The sequence below is a fragment of the Pseudomonas atacamensis genome, assembly GCF_017167965.1.
In the GTDB taxonomy this organism is placed as follows: domain Bacteria; phylum Pseudomonadota; class Gammaproteobacteria; order Pseudomonadales; family Pseudomonadaceae; genus Aquipseudomonas; species Aquipseudomonas atacamensis.
In genome coordinates this window covers 1517542-1539249 of record NZ_CP070503.1, presented here as the reverse complement: position 1 = coordinate 1539249, position 21708 = coordinate 1517542, and the positions used below count along the sequence as shown (strand labels likewise).

Below are 21708 nucleotides of genomic sequence, written 5' to 3'. Positions count from 1 at the left end.
CGGCCTCACTGCGCGTGTTCTCGCCGCGCAGTGAGGTTTTTTTACTGTCCGGCGCCCGCCCGTACGTCTTGTTATCAAGCGCCTCATTTATCAAGGACACCCCATGACTGCCTCGGAAAAAACCCTGCGTTCGCAACGCCTGAACCAGATCACCCATGAGCCGCACAGCAAACTCGATGCCCTGGTCAAAGCCCACGCACCATTCGAAACCCGCGCCAGCTTCGCCCGTTTCGTCGTCGCGCAATACCTGTTCCAGGCGGAACTGGTCGAGCTGTACAACGATGCCGAACTGACCGCGATCGTCCCGGATCTGCCAGCCCGTTGCCGCGCCGAAGCGGCCAGGGCTGACCTCGCCGACCTCGACACCGAAGTCCCGGCGCCGGTGGCCGGCGCGCTGAAAAACCCGAGCAAGGCGAGGGCGCTGGGCTGGATCTTTGTTTCCGAGGGTTCCAAGCTCGGCGCGGCGTTCCTGGTCAAGCGTGCCGTGGCACTGGAGCTGAGCGAAACCTTCGGTGCCCGGCATCTGGCGGAACCGCAAGGTGGCCGCGCCGAGGGCTGGAAAAGCTTTGTGCGCACCCTCGATGCGTTGCCGTTCACCGCTGAGGAAGAGGCTGAAGTGGAGCAAGGTGCACTGGATGCGTTCAACCGCTTTACCGTGCTGCTGGAACGGGCTTATGCCATAGAAGCCGAAGTGGCCTGAAGCAACTCTTATCCCCTGTGGGAGCGAGCCTGCTCGCGAAGACGGCAGCACATTCAACATCAATGTGCCTGATCAACCGCTTTCGCGAGCAGGCTCGCTCCCACAGGGCTCACCACAAATCTGTAAGATCCCCGTTCCGCTTCAGAAGCCACCGCTGAGCCATGCCCGCACCCGCCCCATCAAAACTCGCCCGTCTGCTGTTCGGCCTGCTGGCCTATGTCAGCCTCGGCATTGGCCTGATCGCCATCGTCGTGCCCGGTCTGCCGACCACCGAGTTCATCCTCCTTGCCGCGTGGGCCGCGACCCGCAGTTCGCCGCGCTTGAGTGCGTGGCTGGAAAATCATCGCCTGTTCGGGCCGATCCTGAGTAACTGGCGCAACGGCAGGATCATCGCGCGCAAGGCCAAGGTCAGCGCCACCGTCAGCATGCTGCTGTGTGCGACGTTGATGCTGGTGATGCTCGACCACGGCTGGCCGATCTATCTGGCGATTGCCGGCATGGGCCTGGGCAACCTATGGATCTGGTCGCGCCCGGAGACGCCCGTCGCGGTAGTGAAACATCCCTGTAATTAAAGCCTTTTCAGCATTTTCCCCTGCGCAAACGTTTAGCAGCGACCGTCCGTCGGCAAGCGCCTCATGCCGTTTCGCTTAACGCCGATGAGGATTGAATGGCGCTGAATGGATTTGGCAAACCGGGCTCCCGGCCCAGCCACCTGTTTATTCCATTCGCGAGATCGCCCCATGTTCGACTCTCTTTCCATTCGCCTGAAAATCGTCCTGCTCTCCGGTCTGTGCCTGCTCGGAGTGGTGGCGCTGATTGTCAGCATGAACATCTACCAGACCAACCAGAACGACGCGCTGGTCAGTCAATCCAGCAACCAGTTGCTCACCGCCAGCGTGCAGAACCTGTTGCAGGCCAAGGCCGCCGAGCAAGCGGTGCGGGTGCAGAAAACCTTTGGTGAAAGCCTGCTGGTGGTCACCGCCCTCGCCGATCAGATCAAGGATCTGCGGACGATGGCGGCCAAGCGTTCACTCGAAGCCGGCGCCGTTCGGGAAGAGTTGAACCAGAGTCTGAAAACCGCTTTCGAGCGCAACGATAAAGTCCTCGGTATCTGGTTGGCCTTCGAACCCAACGGCCTCGACGGCAAGGACAGCGAATTCGCCAACGATGCCGCGCGGCAGTCCAACGAAGCCGGGCGCTTCGCCTCGTACTGGAGCCGTGCCGCCGGCGCCGCGCTGAATACAATCATGGTCGAAGACGACCTGACCAAAACCACCCTCAGCGTCAGCGGCACGCCGTACAACAGTTGGTACACCTGCCCTCGCGACAACAAACGCACCTGCCTGCTAGACCCGTATGCCGACACCGTCGGTGGCAAGGAAATGCTCATGACGACCATTTCCGTGCCCGTGATGGTCGACGGCAAAGCGATCGGTGTGGTCGGCGTCGACATCGCGCTCGACGCCCTGCAAGCCGCCGCCGTCGACTCGCAGCGCAGCCTGTTCAACAACGCCGGGCACATGCTGATCGTTTCCGGCAGCGGCGTGCTCGCGGCCGACAGCGCTGACGCAACGCGGGTCGGTAAAAAAATCAACGACGCCCTCGGCGCTGACGGCCAAGATGTATTGCAATTGGTCGGCAGCGGCACGGCGAAAATCCTTGAACAGGGCGATTTGATTCGCGCGGTTTACCCGGTCGATCCGATCGGCAATTCGCGCGCTTGGGGCGTGGTCATCGACCTGCCCGAACACGTGCTGTTGGCCGACTCGGTGAAACTGCAAGCGGTGCTGGATGACGCGCAACAAACCGGCGTCATCACTGCCCTGCTGGTGGCGGGCGTGGCCGGTCTGGTCGGCCTGCTGCTGATCTGGCTCACCGCCTCCGGCGTCACCCGTCCGATCAACAGCGTCGCCGACATGTTGAAGAACATCGCCAGCGGCGAAGGCGATCTGACCCAGCGCCTGAACTACAGCAAGAAAGATGAACTGGGCGAACTGGTGAACTGGTTCAACCGCTTCCTCGACAAGCTTCAGCCGACCATCGCGCAGATCAAACAGAGCATCACCGAAGCACGTGGCACGGCTGATCAGTCATCGGAAATTGCCCGCCAGACCAGCGAAGGCATGCAGGTGCAATTCCGCGAGATCGATCAGGTCGCCACCGCGTCCAACGAAATGAGCGCCACTGCCCACGACGTCGCCAACAGTGCCTCGAACGCCGCCAACGCCGCCAAGGGCGCCGATCAGTCGGCGAAGGACGGCATGGCGATCATTGAGCGCAGCACCCGCGACATCAATCAGCTGGCCGATGAAGTCAGCAAAGCAGTGACCGAAGTCGAAGCGCTGGCAGTGAACAGCGAGCAGATCGGCTCGGTGCTGGAAGTAATCCGCAGCATCGCCGAACAAACCAACCTGCTGGCTCTCAACGCCGCCATCGAAGCCGCCCGCGCCGGCGAAAGCGGTCGCGGTTTTGCCGTGGTCGCCGACGAGGTGCGCAACCTCGCCAAGCGCACGCAGGATTCGGTGGAAGAAATCCGCATCGTTATCGAGCGCATTCAGACCGGCACCCGTGGCGTGGTCGCGACCATGCACTCGAGCCAGACCCAGGCGCACAACAACGCCGGGCAGATTCGTCAGGCGGTCGATGCACTGGGCAAGATCAGCGACGCGGTGACGGTGATCAGCGACATGAACCTGCAGATCGCCAGCGCCGCCGAAGAGCAAAGCGCCGTGGCCGAAGAGGTCAACCGCAACGTCTCGGCGATTCGCACCGTCACCGAAACCCTGACCGAACAGGCTACCGAATCGGCAGCGATCAGCAGCCAGCTCAACAGCCTGGCGAGCCAGCAGATGAAATTGATGGATCAGTTCCGCGTGTAACGATCCTCAATCCAGCCCGGTTATGTTTTGCACTATCATCGCCCTCTCGTTCCGGAGGGCCTTCGATGACTGATCTGCTCACGTCCATCCAAACCGCACTCGGCCTGCCCCACACGCCGATCCCCTTCAACGGTGACGGCGCCCTGCCCTCGGCGTTCGCCGTGACCGAGCTGGCCTGCGCCAGCATCGCCGCTGCCGGGCAAGCGCTCAGCGAATTGCTTCACCAGCAAACCGGGCACTTGCCTGCGGTTGCAGTCGACCGCCGTCTGGCCTCGTTGTGGTTCTCCACCTCGCTGCGCCCGATCGGCTGGCAGGTGCCGCCCTTATGGGATGCGATCGCCGGCGACTATGCGACCCGGGACGGCTGGATCCGTCTGCACACCAACGCCCCGCACCACCGCGCCGCCGCTGAACGCGTGCTCGGCGCCTGCGCCGATCGTGCCGCAATGGCGGCGAAAGTCGCACAGTGGGCGAGCGCGGAGCTTGAGCAGGCGGTGGTCGACGCCAAGGGCTGCGCCGCCGAGATGCGCAGTTGGGCGCAGTGGCAGCAACACCCGCAAGGGCTGGCGGTGAATGCCGAAGCGCTGGTGCAGTTCATCCAGCAGACGGAAGAGAACCGCAGCCCATGGCAAGGCTCGCTCGCACGACCGCTGGCCGGGATCAAGGTGCTCGACCTGACCCGCGTCCTCGCCGGCCCCACCGCCAGCCGCTTTCTAGCAGGGCTCGGCGCAAACGTGCTACGCATCGATCCACCGAGCTGGAACGAACCCGGCGTGGTCCCGGAAATGACCGTCGGCAAACGCTGCGCGCGGCTGGATCTGCAGACTCCTGCGGATCGCGCGGTGTTCGAAGGCCTGTTGAAAGACGCCGACATTCTGCTGCACGGCTACCGCGCCGATGCGCTGGAACATCTGGGGTTTGGTATTGAACGCCGAAGGCAACTGGCACCGGGGCTGATCGACGTCTGCCTCAATGCCTACGGCTGGAGCGGCCCCTGGCAGAACCGCCGGGGTTTCGACAGCCTGGTGCAGATGAGCAGCGGCATCGCCGAGGCCGGACAGCATTGGAAGCACAGCGATAAACCGACGCCGCTGCCGGTGCAGGCGCTGGATCATGCGACCGGGTATCTGATGGCGGCGAGTGCAATAAGGCTGCTGACTGAACGACTGGCCAGCGGTCGCGGGGGTTCGGCGCGGTTGTCGCTGGCACGGACGGCGAAGCTGTTGGTCGAGCATGGGCCGGGGACGCATGACCTGCTGCGGGCTGAAGAAGCGCTGGATCAGGATCCGGCGATTGAACACACCGCGTGGGGGTCGGCGCGGCGGTTGCGCGTGCCGGTGCAGATCAGCGGGGCGGTGGTGGAGTGGGATTTGCCGGCCGTCGAATTAGGGTCACATCAGGCGCAGTGGTGACTTTGAGGCCGCCTTCGCGAGCAGGCTCGCTCCCACATGGATTCGCGTCGTCCTGTGGGAGCGAGCCTGCTCGCGAAGGGGCCTGACCTGCCAAAGCAAATCCGCCTACAAACTCAACACTCCGCTATACAACCCATACGCCGCCAGCCCCGCCCCGATCACCACGCACGCAAAAATCCCTTTCTCCACCGTGGTAAAAACCGGCTGCCCCTGTTCATGCTTGGCCTTGGCAAACAGAATCACCCCCGGCGCATACAGCAGCGCCGACAGCAGCAGATACTTCACCCCGCCGGCGTACAACAGCCACACCGCGTAAACCAGGGCGATGCCGCCAATCAGCAGATCCTTGGTGCGCTCGGCCGACGCGTGTTCGTAGGTTTCGCCGCGCCCGCTGAGCAGTACCGCGTAGGCCGCCGACCACAGGTACGGCACCAGAATCATCGACGAGGCTAGGTAAATCAGACTGGTGTAAGTGCCCGCCGAAAAAAGCGTGATCAGCAGGAAAATCTGGATCATCGCATTGGTCAGCCACAGCGCGTTGACCGGCACGTGGTTCTTGTTTTCCTTCTTCAGGAACGCCGGCATGGTCTTGTCCTTGGCCGTGGCGAAAAGGATTTCCGCGCAGAGCAAGGCCCAGGACAACAATGCACCGAGCAGGGAAATCGCCAGCCCGACGCTGATCAGCAATGCGCCCCACGGCCCGACGATGTGCTCAAGCACCGCTGCCAGCGAAGGGTTCTGCAGATTGGCCAGTTCCGGCTGGCTCATGATCCCCAGCGACAGCACGTTGACCAGCACCAGCAGCGCCAGCACGCCGAGAAACCCGATCACCGTGGCGCGGCCGACGTCGCTGCGTTTTTCTGCGCGAGCCGAATAGACGCTGGCGCCTTCGATGCCGATGAAGACGAACACGGTGACCAGCATCATGTTGCGCACCTGGTCCATCACCCCGCCGAAGTTCGGGTTGCTGCGGCCCCAGATGTCGCGGGTGAAGATGTCAGCCTTGAACGCGACGGCAGCGATGACGATGAACATGATCAGCGGCACAACCTTGGCCACGGTGGTCAACTGGTTGATCAGCGCCGCCTCCTTGATCCCGCGCATCACCAGAAAATGCACCGCCCACAACAGCACCGAAGCGCAGCCGATGGCGATCGGCGTGTTGCCCTGACCGAACACCGGGAAGAAATAGCCAAGGGTGCTGAACAGCAAGACAAAATAGCCGACGTTGCCCAGCCAGGCACTGATCCAGTAACCCCACGCTGATGAAAATCCCATGTAGTCGCCAAACCCGGCCTTGGCGTAGGCGTAGACGCCCGAGTCCAGCTCCGGCTTGCGATTGGCCAGGGTCTGAAAGACGAACGCCAGCGTCAGCATGCCTATCGCAGTAATGCCCCAACCGATCAGGATCGCCCCTGCATCGGCGCGTGCCGCCATGTTTTGCGGCAACGAGAAAATCCCCCCGCCGATCATCGACCCCACCACCAGCGCGATCAACGCACCAAGGCGCAGCTTTTGCGTCGGTTGCGACATGCAGATCTCCTTGAAAGAGTCGTTGTTGTTTATTTGTAACAACAGCCGACTAAAAGCCTAAGGGTAGATGACGTTTATCAGGTAATGCCGAATCTCGCAGCGTTATATATAGCCGACCACGATAAGGCGTAGCACATTAAGTCAGTTTTGTGCGCCGATCTTGATTATTCGATTCTGTGCTGAAAACAGATGACCGACATTTGCCAATCGCTGAAAAGCAACTAGCGTCATAGTTCGAAAGCATTAATAGCTATTCTCGACTGCCTCAGCGAAACGGCTCTGGAATGGGCCTTTGAGGCTACAGCGTTATGCCCGCAACGGGCGCACAAGTCATTCATTAACAATGGAATGTGACCATGCACTGATCCATGTCAGCTGTTCGAACAGACAACAGTACTAGGCTGTGAGCTCTCCTTTCCTGCAATGGAGTCATGCAAATGTCTGAAGCGCCCGGAAAACTAAGACTCGGTGCACTGGTTGCACTGGTAGTCGGTTCAATGATTGGCGGCGGGATATTTTCGTTGCCACAAAACATGGCCGCCAGCGCCGACGTCGGTGCAGTGCTGATCGGCTGGGCCATCACCGCAGTCGGCATGCTCACCCTCGCATTTGTCTTTCAGACCCTCGCCAATCGCAAGCCTGACCTGGACGGCGGTGTCTACGCCTACGCCAAGGCCGGATTCGGCGACTACATGGGTTTCTCATCAGCCTGGGGTTACTGGATCAGCGCCTGGCTGGGCAACGTCGGCTACTTCGTTCTGCTGTTCAGCACCCTCGGCTATTTCTTTCCGATCTTCGGCGAAGGCAATACCCCGGCGGCGGTGATCGGCGCGTCCTTGCTGCTGTGGGGCGTGCATTTCCTGGTGTTGCGCGGGATCAAGGAAGCGGCGTTCATCAACCTGGTGACCACCGTCGCCAAGGTCGTGCCGCTGCTGCTGTTTGTATTGATCGCAGTCTTCGCGTTCAGACTGGACATCTTCACCGCCGACATCTGGGGCGTGAAAAACCCCGATCTGGGCAGTGTGATGAACCAGGTGCGCAACATGATGCTGGTCACCGTCTGGGTGTTCATCGGCATCGAAGGCGCGAGCATCTTCTCCGCCCGCGCCGAGAAACGCTCGGATGTCGGCAAGGCCACCGTGATCGGCTTCATCACCGTGCTGCTGTTTCTGGTGCTGGTGAACGTGCTGTCGCTGGGCATCATGACCCAGCCGGAACTGGCGAAACTGCAGAACCCGTCGATGGCCGCCGTGCTTGAGCATGTGGTCGGTCACTGGGGGGCGGTGCTGATCAGCGTCGGCTTGATCATCTCGCTGCTCGGTGCGCTGCTGTCGTGGGTGCTGCTGTGTGCCGAAATCATGTTCGCCGCCGCCAAAGACCACACCATGCCGGAGTTCCTGCGCAAGGAAAACGCCAACCATGTGCCGGTCAACGCGCTGTGGCTGACCAACGCGATGGTGCAGGTGTTCCTGATCATCACCCTGTTCTCGGCCAGCACTTACCTGTCACTGATCTACCTCGCCACCTCGATGATTCTGGTGCCGTACCTGTGGTCGGCGGCCTATGCCCTGCTGCTGGCGGTGCGCGGCGAGAGCTACGAAGGCTTCGCCGCCGAGCGGCGCAAGGATCTGATCATCGGCGGTATCGCCCTGATCTACGCGGTGTGGTTGTTGTACGCCGGCGGGGTCAAGTACCTGCTGCTGTCGGCCCTGCTCTATGCGCCCGGCGCGATCCTGTTCGCCAAGGCCAAGCTGGAACTCAAACAACCGGTTTTCACCAACGTCGAGAAGCTGATTTTCGCCGCAGTGGTCGTGGGCGCCGTGGTGGCGGCCTACGGTCTCTACGATGGCTTCCTGACGCTGTAACCCCTGATTGAATTGTCATCTGGAGGAACACAGAAATGACCACGGAAAAAGTGAAGTACGGCGTCCACTCCGAAGCCGGGAAACTGCGTAAAGTCATGGTTTGCTCCCCAGGTCTGGCCCATCAGCGGCTGACCCCGAACAACTGCGATGAACTGCTGTTCGATGACGTGTTGTGGGTGGCGCAAGCCAAGCGCGACCATTTCGACTTTGTCACCAAGATGCGCGAGCGCGGCATCGACGTGGTGGAAATGCACAACCTGCTGACCGACATCGTCGCCATTCCCGAAGCGCTGGACTGGATTCTTGAGCGCAAGGTGACCGCCGACTCGGTGGGCCTGGGCCTGATCAGCGAAGTGAAATCCTGGCTGAAAAGCCTCGAGCCACGGCACATCGCCGAATTCCTGATTGGCGGCGTCTCGGCCGATGATCTGCCGGACAGCTTCGGCGGCAAGACCATCCAGATGTTCCGCGACTTCCTCGGCCACTCCAGCTTCATCCTGCCGCCGCTGCCCAACACCCAGTTCACCCGCGATACCACCTGCTGGATCTACGGTGGTGTGACGCTGAACCCGATGTACTGGCCGGCGCGCCGTCAGGAAACCCTGCTGACCACCGCCATCTACAAATTCCATCCGCAGTTCACCAACGCCGAATTCGAGATCTGGTACGGCGACCCGGACAAGGACCACGGCAACTCCACCCTTGAGGGCGGCGACGTCATGCCGATCGGCAACGGTGTGGTGCTGATCGGCATGGGCGAGCGTTCATCACGTCAGGCCATCGGCCAACTGGCGCTGAACCTGTTCAACAACAAAGCGGTGGAAAAGGTCATCGTCGCCGGCCTGCCGAAATCCCGCGCCGCAATGCACCTGGACACCGTGTTCAGCTTCTGCGACCGCGACCTGGTGACGATCTTCCCGGAAGTGGTCAACCAGATCGTCGCCTTCACCCTGCGCCCTGACGAAAGCAAACAGGGCGGCATCGACATCCGCCGCGAAGAAGGCAGCTTCCTCGACACCGTCGCTGCGGCGCTCAACCTGCCGAAACTGCGCGTGGTGGAAACCGGCGGCAACAGCTTCGCCGCCGAACGCGAGCAATGGGACGACGGCAACAACGTGGTGGCGATGGAGCCGGGCGTGGTCATCGGCTACGACCGCAACACCTACACCAACACCCTGCTGCGCAAGGCTGGCGTGGAGGTCATCACCATCAGCGCCGGCGAACTCGGCCGCGGCCGTGGCGGCGGCCACTGCATGACCTGCCCGATCATCCGCGACCCTATCGATTACTAATCTTTGAGCCTTCGCCGCGACTTATCGAGCGCGGCCAAGGGGATAACCGAAACCCAAGGAGATCCATCATGGCTTTTAACATTCACAACCGTAACCTGCTCAGCCTGGAACACCACACCCCACGTGAGCTGCGTTACCTGCTCGACCTGTCCCGCGATCTGAAACGCGCGAAATACACCGGTACCGAACAACAGCATCTGAAGGGCAACAACATCGCCCTGATTTTCGAGAAAACTTCGACCCGTACCCGTTGCGCCTTCGAAGTGGCGGCCTATGACCAAGGCGCCAACGTCACTTACATCGACCCGAACTCCTCGCAAATCGGCCACAAGGAAAGCATGAAGGACACCGCCCGCGTGCTCGGGCGCATGTACGACGCCATCGAGTACCGTGGCTTCAAGCAGGAAATCGTCGAAGAGCTGGCCAAGTTCGCCGGCGTGCCGGTGTTCAACGGCCTGACCGATGAATATCACCCGACCCAGATGATCGCCGACGTGCTGACCATGCGCGAACACGCTGACAAGCCGATCCACGAAATCAGCTACGCCTACTTGGGCGACGCGCGCAACAACATGGGCAACTCGCTGCTGCTGATCGGCGCCAAGCTCGGCATGGACGTGCGCATCTGCGCACCGAAAGCGCTGTGGCCGCTGGACGATCTGGTGGCGCGCTGCAAAAAGTACGGCGAGGAAAGTGGCGCACGCATCACCCTCACCGAAGATCCGAAAGAAGCGGTCAAAGGCGTGGACTTCATTCACACCGACGTCTGGGTGTCGATGGGTGAACCGGTGGAAGCCTGGGCCGAGCGCATCCAGCAACTGCTGCCGTATCAGGTCAACGCCGACCTGATGAAAGCCACCGGCAACCCGCGTACCAAGTTCATGCACTGCCTGCCGGCCTTTCACAACAGCGATACCAAGGTCGGCAAACAGATCGCCGAACAATATCCGCACCTGAAAAACGGCATCGAAGTGACCGACGACGTGTTCGAGTCGCCGGCCTGCATCGCCTTCGAGCAAGCGGAAAACCGCATGCACACGATCAAGGCGATTCTGGTCTCGACCTTGGCTGATCTCTAACTGGTTGAAGATGATCGTTCCCACGCTCCCGCGTGGGAATGCATCCCGTGACGCTCTGCGTCACAGCGGACGCAGAGCGTCCGTGGCGGCATTCCCACGCAGAGCGTGGGAACGATCAACACGAAAAAGGACATGCACCATGCGTATCGTCGTAGCCCTGGGCGGTAACGCCCTGCTCCGCCGTGGTGAGCCGATGACCGCTGACAACCAGCGCGCCAACATCCGCATCGCCACCGAGCAAATCGCCAAGATCCATCCCGGCAACCAACTGGTCATCGCCCACGGCAATGGCCCGCAAGTCGGTCTGCTGTCGCTGCAAGCGGCGGCCTACACCTCTGTCACTCCCTACCCGCTGGACGTGCTCGGCGCCGAAACCGAAGGCATGATCGGCTACATCATCGAACAGGAACTGGGCAATCTGCTCGACTTCGAAGTGCCGTTCGCCACCCTGCTGACCCAGGTCGAAGTCGACGCCAACGACCCGGCATTCAAGAACCCGACCAAACCGATCGGCCCGGTCTACGAGAAAGCCGAAGCGGAAAAACTCGCCGCCGAGAAAGGCTGGGCGATTGCTGCCGATGGCGACAAATTCCGCCGCGTCGTCGCCAGCCCACGGCCGAAGCGCATCTTCGAAATCCGCCCGATCAAGTGGCTGCTGGACAAGGGCAGCATCGTCATTTGCGCTGGTGGCGGCGGTATTCCGACCATGTATGACGAAAACCGTAACCTCAAGGGTATCGAGGCGGTGATCGACAAGGATCTGTGTTCGTCGTTGCTTGCCGAGCAATTGGAAGCCGACCTGCTGGTGATCGCCACCGACGTCAACGCGGCTTTTGTCGACTATGGCAAACCCACCCAGAAAGCCATCGCCGAAGCCCACCCGGACGAACTTGAGCGCCTTGGTTTCGCCGCCGGCTCCATGGGACCGAAGGTGCAGGCAGCCTGCGAATTCGCGCGCCATACTGGCAAGGTCGCGGTGATCGGTTCGCTGGCCGATATCGAAGCCATCGTCCAGGGCACCGCCGGTACGCGGGTCAGCACGGCGAAGCCGGGGATCAGCTACCGATAACAATAAACGCCGGGGCAGATTCAACACCTGCCCCGCTTCCATGCCTTGAAAGGAGTAGCTCAATGGCCCAGTTCGAACCCGGTCATCTGCATATCGAGCGGCACGCGTTGACCGACGATGACGTCAATTACAACGTGCATCTGGACTATGAAGTGTTCACCGATCCGCAGAAAGGCAAAGGGATTCAGTTCACCCTGCACGGCAGCATGCAGGGCAAGGACATGAAGGAGACTTTTTTCCTGCCCAAGGAAGAGGCCTACAACTTCGCCCGCGATGTCACGCAGATTGCCGAGAAGTACGGAATCCCCAAGACCCACAGCCAGATCGGCTCGGTGCACAAGCATTACGATCTGATGTTTGAAGACATTCGGCAGAAGTTGAATATGCAGTCGGGGGATCCGGTCAATCTCGAGCATTTCGAATAACTTCCTTTCCACTGATCGTTCCCACGCTCCGCGTGGGAATGCATCCCGTGACGCTCCGCGTCACAGCGGACGCGGAGCGTCCGTGGCGGCATTCCCACGCAGAGCCTGGGAACGATCAGCGCAGGGACACAGATTTCACCATTAGCCCGCCCCAAGGCATACTTGCCCCCCTCCGCTCTGCAGATCACTGAACCGCCCCCATGCGTATCCACGTCAGCTTCATCGACCGCGTCGGCATCACCCAGGAAGTCCTGGCTATCCTCGGTGGGCGCAATCTCAATCTGGATGCGGTGGAGATGATTCCGCCGAACGTCTACATCGACGCGCCGACCCTCAGCCCGCAAGTGCTCGAAGAACTGAAAGATGCGCTGTTTCGCGTGCTCGGCGTGGAAGCGGTGACCGTGGTCGACATCCTGCCCGGCCAGCGTCGGCATCTGCAGCTAGATGCCCTGCTCGCGGCGATGACCGACCCGGTGCTGGCCCTCGACAGCGCCGGCAAGGTGCTGCTGGCCAACCCGGCGCTGATTGCCCTGTACGGTCGCGAACCGGCCGGCGAAAGCGTCTCGGCGCTGTTCAATGATCCCGGTCTGCTCGACACCCTGCTGGAAAACGGCTTTCGCCTGCCGCTGCGCGAGATCACCGTCAACGGCCAGACCCTGCTGCTCGACGCCACGCCGATCACCGACGCCGGCGCCCTGCTGACCCTGTATCAACCAAATCGCATCGGCGAACAACTCTCGGCACTGCATCACGATCACGCCGAAGGCTTCGACGCCCTGCTCGGCGAATCCCCGGCGATCCGCACACTCAAGGCCCGCGCGCAACGGGTCGCCGCCCTTGATGCACCGCTATTGATTCAAGGCGAAACCGGCACCGGCAAAGAATTGGTGGCCCGTGCCTGTCACGCGATCAGTGCCCGGCACAGCGCTCCTTTTCTGGCGTTGAACTGCGCGGCGCTGCCGGAGAACCTCGCCGAAAGCGAACTGTTCGGCTACGCCCCCGGCGCCTTCACTGGCGCGGCGCGTGGCGGTAAACCGGGGCTGATGGAACTGGCCAACCAGGGCACGGTGTTTCTCGATGAGATCGGCGAGATGTCGCCGTACTTGCAGGCCAAACTCCTGCGTTTTCTCAACGACGGCAGCTTCCGCCGCGTCGGTGGTGATCGGGAAGTAAAGGTCAACGTGCGCATCCTCAGCGCGACCCACCGCGACCTGGAAAAAATGGTCAGCGAAGGCCTGTTCCGCGAGGACCTGTTCTATCGCCTCAACGTGCTCAACGTCGAAGTGCCGCCGCTGCGTGAACGCGGTCAGGACATTTTGCTGCTGGCTCGCTACTTCATGCAGCAGGCCTGTGCGCAGATCCAGCGCCCGGTCTGTCGCTTGGCGCCGGGGACTTATCCGGCGCTGCTCGGCAATCGCTGGCCGGGCAACGTGCGGCAATTGCAGAACGTGATTTTTCGCGCAGCGGCGATTTGCGAGAGCAGCCTGGTCGATATCGGCGACCTCGACATCGCCGGCACTTCGGTGGCCCGCCAGGCCGATACCGATGTCGACAGCCTCGAGCAAGCGGTCGAATCGTTCGAGAGAGAGCTGCTGGAAAAGCTCTACGTCAGCTACCCCTCGACCCGGCAATTGGCGAGCCGCTTGCAGACCTCGCACACCGCCATTGCCCATCGCCTGCGCAAATACGGCATTCCCAATAAACCCTGACTCACCGCGCATCCCTATTGCAGGAAATTCCCCATGTGGGAGCGAGCCTGCTCGCGAAAGCGGTCTATCAGCAAAATAGCTGGCGCCTGACACACCGTCTTCGCGAGCAGGCTCGCTCCCACAGGATTTATGGCGGATTCGAAATCCGTCCAAAAACGACCTCCATCTGTACCGAAAGCGCTACAGCGGAACGATATCGCTACACCCGCCTGTGACCAGCGCTGCGCAACGCTTTGATCCGATTAAGCTTTTCTCCTCGCCCCAAGCTGTAGCGATTTCGCTACAACTACAACATTCCAATAAATACAAAAACCACTCAATCCATTGATTTATATAGATAAATCAACCTTGGCCGCATTCTTGCTACCTGCCTCCTCATCTATAAAGGGCTTCTCCGCCCCAAGCTTTCCACCGCGTCCACCAGACGAGTCTGGCCCCTGAGGAGTTTCCATGAGCGAGTTGCGTTTTACTGAAGATCACGAATGGCTGCGCACCGAAGCCGACGGCAGTGTCACTGTCGGCATCACCGCATTCGCGCAGAACGCCCTGGGCGACGTGGTGTTCGTGCAACTGCCTGAGCTGCAGGCTTACGAAAAAGGCGCTGAAGCCGCCACCGTGGAATCGGTGAAAGCCGCCAGCGGCGTGTACATGCCGCTCGATGGCGACGTGCTGGAAGTCAACCCGGCGCTGGAAAACGCTCCTGAGCTGGTCAACGAAGATCCGCTGGGCGAAGGCTGGTTCTTCCGCTTTCAGCCAAGCGACGCCGCCGCTGTCGGCAAACTGCTCGATCAGGACGCTTACGACCGTCTGATCAAAGCCCAAGCCGAAGCCTGAGGAATTACGCCATGACCGCCATCAATCTCGGCACCGCCAACGAATTCATCGCCCGTCACATCGGCCCGCGCGCCGGTGACGAGCAAGCCATGCTCAACAGCCTCGGCTTCGACTCGCTCGAAGCCCTGAGCGCCAGCGTCATCCCGGAAAGCATCAAGGGCACCAGCGTGCTCGGCATGGACGACGGCCTCAGCGAAGCCGACGCACTGGCGATGATCAAATCCATCGCTGGCAAGAATCAGCTGTTCAAAACCTACATCGGCCAGGGCTACTACAACTGCCACACGCCGTCGCCGATCCTGCGCAACCTGCTGGAAAACCCGGCCTGGTACACCGCTTACACCCCCTACCAGCCAGAAATTTCCCAGGGCCGTCTCGAAGCGCTGCTGAACTTCCAGACCATGATCAGCGACCTCACCGGCCTGCCGATCGCCAACGCCTCCCTGCTCGACGAAGCCACCGCCGCTGCCGAAGCCATGACCTTCTGCAAACGCCTGAGCAAGAACAAAGGCAGCCACCAGTTCTTCGCCTCGATCCACAGCCATCCGCAGACCCTCGACGTGCTGCGCACCCGTGCCGAGCCGCTCGGTATTGACGTGGTCGTGGGCGATGAGCGCGAACTGACTGACGTCACGCCCTTCTTTGGCGCGCTGCTGCAATACCCGGCGAGCAACGGTGATGTGTTCGACTACCGCGAGCTGACCGAGCGTTTCCACGCCGCCAACGCTTTGGTCGCCGTGGCCGCTGATTTGCTGGCCCTGACGCTGCTGACGGCACCGGGCGAATTCGGTGCCGACGTCGCCATCGGTTCGGCGCAACGCTTCGGCGTGCCGCTGGGCTTCGGTGGCCCGCACGCCGCTTACTTCTCCACCAAAGATGCGTTCAAGCGCGACATGCCGGGCCGTCTGGTCGGTGTCTCGGTTGACCGTTTCGGCAAGCCAGCCCTGCGTCTGGCGATGCAGACCCGCGAGCAACACATCCGCCGCGAGAAGGCCACCTCGAACATCTGCACCGCGCAGGTGCTGCTGGCCAACATCGCCAGCATGTACGCCGTCTACCACGGCCCGAAAGGCCTGACCCAGATAGCCAACCGTGTGCATCACCTGACCGCGATTCTGGCCAAGGGCCTGACCGCGCTGGGCGCTCAGGTCGAGCAGGCAAACTTCTTCGACACCCTGACCGTTGCTACCGGCGCACACACCGCCGCGCTGCACGACAAGGCGCATGCTCAGCAGATCAACCTGCGTGTGATCGACGCTGAACGTCTGGGCCTGTCGGTCGACGAAACCACCACTCAGGCTGACATCGAAACCCTGTGGGGCCTGTTCGCCGACGGCAAGACCCTGCCAGACTTCGCTGCCCTCGCCACCTCGGTGCAGAGCACCATTCCTGCTGAGCTGGTGCGCCAGTCGCCGATCCTCAGCCACCCGGTGTTCAACCGTTATCACTCGGAAACCGAGCTGATGCGCTACCTGCGCAAACTGGCGGACAAGGACCTGGCGCTGGATCGCACCATGATCCCGCTGGGCTCGTGCACCATGAAACTCAACGCCGCCAGCGAAATGATCCCGGTGACCTGGGCCGAATTCGGTGCGCTGCACCCGTTCGCCCCGGCCGCACAAAGCGCCGGTTATCAGCAACTGACCGATGAGCTGGAAGCGATGCTCTGCGCCGCCACCGGTTACGACTCGATTTCGCTGCAGCCGAACGCCGGTTCGCAAGGTGAATACGCAGGTCTCCTGGCGATCCGCGCCTACCACCAGAGCCGAGGCGATGAGCGACGCGACATCTGCCTGATCCCGTCGTCGGCTCACGGCACCAACCCGGCCACCGCGCAAATGGCTGGCATGCGCGTGGTCGTCACCGCGTGCGATGCCCGTGGCAACGTCGACATTGAAGACCTGCGCGCCAAAGCCATCGAGCACCGCGAACACCTCGCCGCGCTGATGATCACCTACCCGTCGACCCACGGCGTGTTCGAGGAAGGCATCCGCGAAATCTGCGCGATCATTCACGACAACGGCGGCCAGGTGTACATCGACGGCGCCAACATGAACGCCATGGTCGGCCTCTGCGCACCGGGCAAGTTCGGCGGCGACGTCTCGCACCTGAACCTGCACAAAACCTTCTGCATCCCGCACGGCGGTGGCGGCCCGGGCGTCGGTCCGATCGGCGTCAAATCGCACCTGACCCCGTTCCTGCCGGGCCACGGCCAGATGGAACGCAAGGAAGGCGCGGTCTGCGCGGCACCGTTCGGCAGCGCAAGCATTCTGCCGATCACCTGGATGTACATTCGCATGATGGGCGGCGCTGGTCTGAAGCGCGCTTCGCAACTGGCGATCCTCAATGCCAACTACATTTCCCGTCGCCTCGAAGAGCATTACCCAGTGCTGTACACCGGCAGCAACGGCCTGGTGGCGCACGAGTGCATTCTCGATCTGCGCCCATTGAAAGACAGCAGCGGCATCAGCGTCGATGACGTCGCCAAACGCCTGATCGACTTCGGCTTCCACGCGCCGACCATGTCGTTCCCGGTCGCTGGCACGCTGATGATCGAGCCGACCGAAAGCGAATCCAAGGAAGAACTGGACCGCTTCTGTGACGCGATGATCCGCATCCGCGAAGAAATCCGCGCAGTGGAAAACGGCACCCTGGACAAGGAAGACAACCCGCTGAAAAACGCCCCGCACACCGCAGCGGAACTGGTTGGCGAATGGACCCACCCGTACAGCCGTGAGCAAGCCGTTTACCCGGTCGCGTCGCTGATCGAAGGCAAATACTGGCCGCCGGTCGGCCGGGTCGACAACGTCTTCGGCGATCGCAACCTGGTGTGCGCCTGCCCGTCGATCGAAAGCTACGCTTAAGAGCGGCAGCTGCAAGTTTCTAGCTGCAAGCTGCAAGTAAGGGCTGATCTGCTTTTAACTTGCGGCTTGTGTCTTGCTGCATGCACTGAGGCCTTATAGAGGCCGCAAGGAAAACCCGATCCGCTTTTACTTGCAGCTTGCAGCTTGAAGCTCACAACTGCTCCGCAGGAGCCCCCATGTCGTTAAGCGTGTTCGACCTGTTCAAGATTGGCATCGGCCCCTCCAGTTCCCACACCGTCGGCCCGATGCGTGCTGCTGCGCGCTTCGCCGAAGGTTTACGCCGTGAAAACCTGCTGACGGCCACCGCCAGCGTTCGCGTCGAGTTGTACGGTTCCCTTGGCGCCACCGGTAAAGGTCACGGCAGCGACAAAGCCGTGTTGCTCGGCCTCGAAGGCGAACATCCGGACACTGTCGACACCGAGACCGTCGCCGCGCGCCTGCAAGAAATTCGCGGCAATGGCCGACTGAATCTGCTCGGTGAACACAACATCGCGTTCAACGAGAAAGAACATCTGGCGATGATCCGCAAACCGTTGGCCTATCACCCCAACGGCATGATCTTTCGCGCCTTCGACGCAGCGGGGATTCAGATCCGCAGTCGCGAGTACTACTCGGTCGGCGGTGGTTTCGTTGTCGATGAAGATGCGGCCGGTGCCGATCGCATCGTCGAAGACGCCACGCCACTGACCTTCCCCTTCAAAAGTGCCAAGGATTTGCTCGGTCATTGCGCTACCTATGGCCTGTCGATCAGCCAGGTGATGCTGACCAATGAAAGCGCCTGGCGCCCTGAAGCGGAAACCCGTGCCGGCCTGCTGAAAATCTGGCAGGTGATGCAGGACTGCGTCGCTGCCGGCTGTCGTAACGAAGGCATTTTGCCGGGCGGCTTGAAGGTCAAACGCCGGGCGGCGGCGCTGCATCGGCAATTGTGCAAGAACCCGGAATCCGCGCTGCGCGATCCGCTGTCGGTGCTCGACTGGGTCAATCTTTATGCGTTGGCGGTCAACGAAGAAAACGCCAACGGCGGGCGCGTGGTTACTGCGCCCACCAATGGCGCGGCGGGCATCATTCCGGCGGTGCTGCATTACTACATGCGTTTTATCCCCGGGGCGAATGACGACGGCGTCGTGCGCTTTCTGCTGACCGCTGCCGCAATCGGCATTCTCTACAAGGAAAACGCTTCGATCTCCGGCGCCGAAGTCGGTTGTCAGGGTGAAGTCGGTGTGGCCTGTTCAATGGCGGCCGGCGCCTTGTGCGAAGTGCTCGGCGGCAGCGTGCAGCAAGTCGAGAACGCCGCGGAAATCGGCATGGAACACAACCTCGGCCTGACCTGCGACCCGATCGGCGGTCTGGTGCAGGTGCCTTGCATCGAGCGCAACGCGATGGGCTCGGTGAAAGCGATCAACGCCGTGCGCATGGCCATGCGTGGCGACGGTCAGCATTTCGTCTCCCTCGACAAAGTCATCCGCACCATGCGCCAGACCGGCGCCGACATGAAAAGCAAATACAAGGAAACCGCCCGCGGCGGCCTGGCGGTCAACATTATCGAATGCTAATTAGCCCCCTCTCCCTGTGGGAGAGGATTGGTATGAATCAAGGAGTCCCGCATGACCACCGAACAACTCTCGAAAACCCCGCTGCACGCACTTCACCTCGAACTCGGCGCGCGGATGGTGCCGTTCGCCGGCTACGACATGCCCGTGCAATACCCGCTCGGCGTGATGAAAGAACACCAGCACACCCGTGAGCAAGCCGGGTTGTTCGACGTTTCGCACATGGGCCAGATTCGTCTGACCGGCGCCAATGCGGCCAAAGCCCTGGAAACCCTGGTGCCGGTGGACATCGTCGACCTGCCGGTAGGCATGCAGCGTTATGCGATGTTCACCAACGAAAGCGGTGGGATCCTCGACGACCTGATGGTCGCCAATCTGGGCAATGACGAGCTGTTCCTGGTGGTCAACGCCGCGTGCAAGGATCAGGATCTCGCGCATCTGCAAAAACACATCGGCGATCAGTGCACCATTACGGCGCTGTTCGAAGAGCGCGCCCTGCTCGCCTTGCAAGGTCCGGCAGCCGTCACCGTGCTGGCGCGTCTTGCGCCGGACGTGGCGAAGATGACGTTCATGCAGTTCAACCGTGTGTCGTTGCTGGGCGTGGACTGCTTTGTCAGCCGTTCGGGCTACACCGGTGAAGACGGTTTCGAAATCTCGGTACCGGCCGCTGAAGCGGAGAAACTCGCCCGCGCCCTGCTCGCCGAACCAGAGGTCCAGGCCATCGGCCTTGGCGCCCGCGACTCGCTGCGTCTGGAAGCCGGCCTGTGCCTGTACGGCCATGACATGAACACCGAGACCACACCGATCGAAGCCAGCCTCCTGTGGGCGATCTCCAAGCCCCGCCGCGCCGATGGAGCGCGGGCCGGCGGTTTCCCGGGCGCCGAGCAGATCTTCGCGCAGCAACAGAACGGCGTCGCACGCAAACGTGTCGGCCTGCTGCCACAGGAGCGTACCCCGGTGCGTGAAGGCGCAGAGATCGTCAACGAGGCCGGCGAGATCATCGGCGGCGTCTGCAGCGGTGGCTTTGGTCCGACCTTGGGCGGGCCATTGGCGATGGGTTACCTCGACAGCGCTTACGTCGCACTCGATACACCCGTGTGGGCCATCGTCCGTGGGAAAAAGGTGCAAATGCTTGTAAGCAAAATGCCATTTGTTCCACAACGCTACTATCGCGGTTGATCGACTGTTTCTATAAGTAACGCGATTGCGTTATACGTGCACTAATGTGTAACGCAATCGCCATAAAACAGTGCGTTTTTTAACATCCGTTTCGAATATGAACGTTGCTTATAACGTTTGCTGAAAATAGAACCAGACAATCGTCTAAGACTGAACTAGTTTGCTGACGAACTGCCATGAAGAGCAGTAAAACCGGGGCCTTCGCAGGGCTTGTTTTTTCTCCCGTAGTTGGCGTAGAGTTTGTCCACTGTGTTTGCATGGGTCAGCTTGGAATCGTGACCTGGGCAGTAGCCTACAAGTTAGCTACATCCCGCTCGACGTCTTCTTACTCCTTGCAACCAGCTCCAGTACTCTTTCATGTGAAAGGGGCTGTCATCAATTTATGCGTCAAAGGAAATAAGAAATGTCCACACGTCAGAGCGGTACCGTCAAGTGGTTTAACGACGAGAAAGGTTTTGGTTTTATCACTCCAGAAAGCGGTCCGGATCTGTTCGTACATTTCCGCGCCATTCAGGGCAACGGCTTCAAAAGCCTGAAAGAAGGCCAGAAGGTGACTTTCGTTGCCGTGCAAGGCCAGAAAGGCATGCAGGCTGACGAAGTACAAGCAGAAGCCTGATCTTCTGATACGAAAAAGCCCCTGATTATTGATATCAGGGGCTTTTTTGTGCGCGCTAATCCGTAAAATGGCGCTTCCATTCACGCCGTGAGGCTGCCATGTCGAAACACCTGCTCACGCCGCAAGGGGACTTTCCTCCCGTTGCTCTCGGTCGTCGTCTGGCGGCGATGTTCTACGACTTCCTGCTGTGCACCGCTCTGCTGATCGTCACCGGATTCATCTACAAGCTGATCCAGGCCGCAATCATTGGCGAAGAACGTTTGCGGGTGATGACCGACGCCGGCCAGCTCGATGGTGACCCGCTGTATTCCACGGTGCTGCTGTTGGTATTGTTCGGCTTCTTCGCCAAGTTCTGGACCCATGGCGGGCAGACACTCGGCATGCAGGTGTGGGGCATCCGCGTGCAGAACGCCAACGGCACAGCGATCAGCCTGTGGCAGGCGCTGCTGCGCTTTATGGTGTCGATCGCGTCGTGGTTGTGTGTCGGGCTGGGGTTCTTCTGGTCGCTGTTCGACAAGCAGAAACGCACCTGGCATGACATCTATTCGGATACGCGTGTGGTGCGAATCCCGAAAAAGAGCAAATAATTTCCATACTCAGGAGTCCCCCCCTGTGGGGAGGGGATTTATCCCCGTCCGGCTGCGTAGCAGCCGTAAAGGAGCCCACGCGGTATCCCTGATATGCCGCGGTGTTTGATTTAGG

General features: G+C 61.0%; 17 protein-coding genes and 1 pseudogene. 17 read left to right on the top strand and 1 reads right to left on the bottom strand.

All coding sequences use genetic code 11. The features are described from left to right. The first annotated feature begins 103 nt into the window (after positions 1–103). The 5 genes and pseudogenes from JWU58_RS07080 to JWU58_RS07065 all read left to right on the top strand — a co-directional run bounded on the left by JWU58_RS07080 (position 104) and on the right by JWU58_RS07065 (position 4991). Positions 104–700 (top strand): biliverdin-producing heme oxygenase, encoded by a 597-nt coding sequence (locus JWU58_RS07080; RefSeq protein ID WP_206421675.1) that lies wholly within the window; start codon positions 104–106, stop codon positions 698–700. Positions 701–861: 161 nt separating this feature from the next. Further along, on the top strand, positions 862–1272 hold the full coding sequence (locus JWU58_RS07075; protein WP_206421674.1) for a YbaN family protein: 411 nt from the start codon (positions 862–864) through the stop codon (positions 1270–1272). 105 nt (positions 1273–1377) lie between these two features. Beyond that, positions 1378–2721: pseudogene (locus JWU58_RS27500) on the top strand (methyl-accepting chemotaxis protein); the annotation flags it as partial. Between the two features lie 102 nt (positions 2722–2823). Further along, positions 2824–3579: a methyl-accepting chemotaxis protein gene (locus JWU58_RS27495; protein ID WP_371699605.1), complete on the top strand. Its 756-nt coding sequence runs from the start codon at positions 2824–2826 to the stop codon at positions 3577–3579. A 65-nt stretch (positions 3580–3644) separates the two neighbouring features. Next, complete coding sequence (locus tag JWU58_RS07065) at positions 3645–4991, top strand: CoA transferase (protein WP_206421672.1); 1347 nt, start codon at positions 3645–3647, stop codon at positions 4989–4991. A 105-nt stretch (positions 4992–5096) separates the two neighbouring features. Here the strand turns inward: JWU58_RS07065 and arcD (JWU58_RS07060) are convergent, their stop codons facing one another. Then, positions 5097–6524, bottom strand: a complete 1428-nt coding sequence (arcD, locus tag JWU58_RS07060; protein ID WP_129997499.1) for an arginine-ornithine antiporter — start codon at positions 6522–6524, stop codon at positions 5097–5099. Between the two features lie 437 nt (positions 6525–6961). Here arcD (JWU58_RS07060) and arcD (JWU58_RS07055) point away from each other — a divergent pair, with 437 nt between their 5' ends. The 12 genes from arcD (JWU58_RS07055) to JWU58_RS07000 all read left to right on the top strand — a co-directional run bounded on the left by arcD (JWU58_RS07055) (position 6962) and on the right by JWU58_RS07000 (position 21593). Beyond that, on the top strand, positions 6962–8389 hold the full coding sequence (arcD, locus tag JWU58_RS07055; protein WP_016773517.1) for an arginine-ornithine antiporter: 1428 nt from the start codon (positions 6962–6964) through the stop codon (positions 8387–8389). A 35-nt stretch (positions 8390–8424) separates the two neighbouring features. Next, on the top strand, positions 8425–9681 hold the full coding sequence (gene arcA, locus JWU58_RS07050; RefSeq protein WP_016773516.1) for an arginine deiminase: 1257 nt from the start codon (positions 8425–8427) through the stop codon (positions 9679–9681). Positions 9682–9749: 68 nt separating this feature from the next. After that, positions 9750–10760: an ornithine carbamoyltransferase gene (locus tag JWU58_RS07045; RefSeq protein WP_024014074.1), complete on the top strand. Its 1011-nt coding sequence runs from the start codon at positions 9750–9752 to the stop codon at positions 10758–10760. A gap of 139 nt (positions 10761–10899) precedes the next feature. Continuing rightward, positions 10900–11829 (top strand): carbamate kinase, encoded by a 930-nt coding sequence (gene arcC, locus JWU58_RS07040; protein WP_110602518.1) that lies wholly within the window; start codon positions 10900–10902, stop codon positions 11827–11829. 62 nt (positions 11830–11891) lie between these two features. Further along, complete coding sequence (locus JWU58_RS07035) at positions 11892–12254, top strand: DUF5064 family protein (RefSeq protein ID WP_122611762.1); 363 nt, start codon at positions 11892–11894, stop codon at positions 12252–12254. A gap of 200 nt (positions 12255–12454) precedes the next feature. Further along, positions 12455–13963, top strand: coding sequence for a sigma-54-dependent transcriptional regulator (locus JWU58_RS07030; RefSeq protein ID WP_110646607.1), 1509 nt, complete (start codon positions 12455–12457; stop codon positions 13961–13963). Positions 13964–14413: 450 nt separating this feature from the next. Continuing rightward, entirely contained in the window at positions 14414–14797 is a 384-nt protein-coding gene (gene gcvH, locus JWU58_RS07025) for a glycine cleavage system protein GcvH (RefSeq protein ID WP_016773514.1), read from the top strand. An 11-nt stretch (positions 14798–14808) separates the two neighbouring features. Then, positions 14809–17661: an aminomethyl-transferring glycine dehydrogenase gene (gene gcvP / locus JWU58_RS07020; protein WP_206421671.1), complete on the top strand. Its 2853-nt coding sequence runs from the start codon at positions 14809–14811 to the stop codon at positions 17659–17661. 176 nt (positions 17662–17837) lie between these two features. Further along, entirely contained in the window at positions 17838–19214 is a 1377-nt protein-coding gene (locus JWU58_RS07015; RefSeq protein ID WP_206421670.1) for an L-serine ammonia-lyase, read from the top strand. 51 nt (positions 19215–19265) lie between these two features. Next, positions 19266–20390 (top strand): glycine cleavage system aminomethyltransferase GcvT, encoded by a 1125-nt coding sequence (gene gcvT / locus JWU58_RS07010; RefSeq protein ID WP_206421669.1) that lies wholly within the window; start codon positions 19266–19268, stop codon positions 20388–20390. Positions 20391–20793: 403 nt separating this feature from the next. After that, positions 20794–21006 (top strand): cold-shock protein, encoded by a 213-nt coding sequence (locus tag JWU58_RS07005; RefSeq protein WP_003227496.1) that lies wholly within the window; start codon positions 20794–20796, stop codon positions 21004–21006. A 98-nt stretch (positions 21007–21104) separates the two neighbouring features. Further along, complete coding sequence (locus JWU58_RS07000) at positions 21105–21593, top strand: RDD family protein (protein WP_024014082.1); 489 nt, start codon at positions 21105–21107, stop codon at positions 21591–21593. Positions 21594–21708 lie beyond the last annotated feature (115 nt).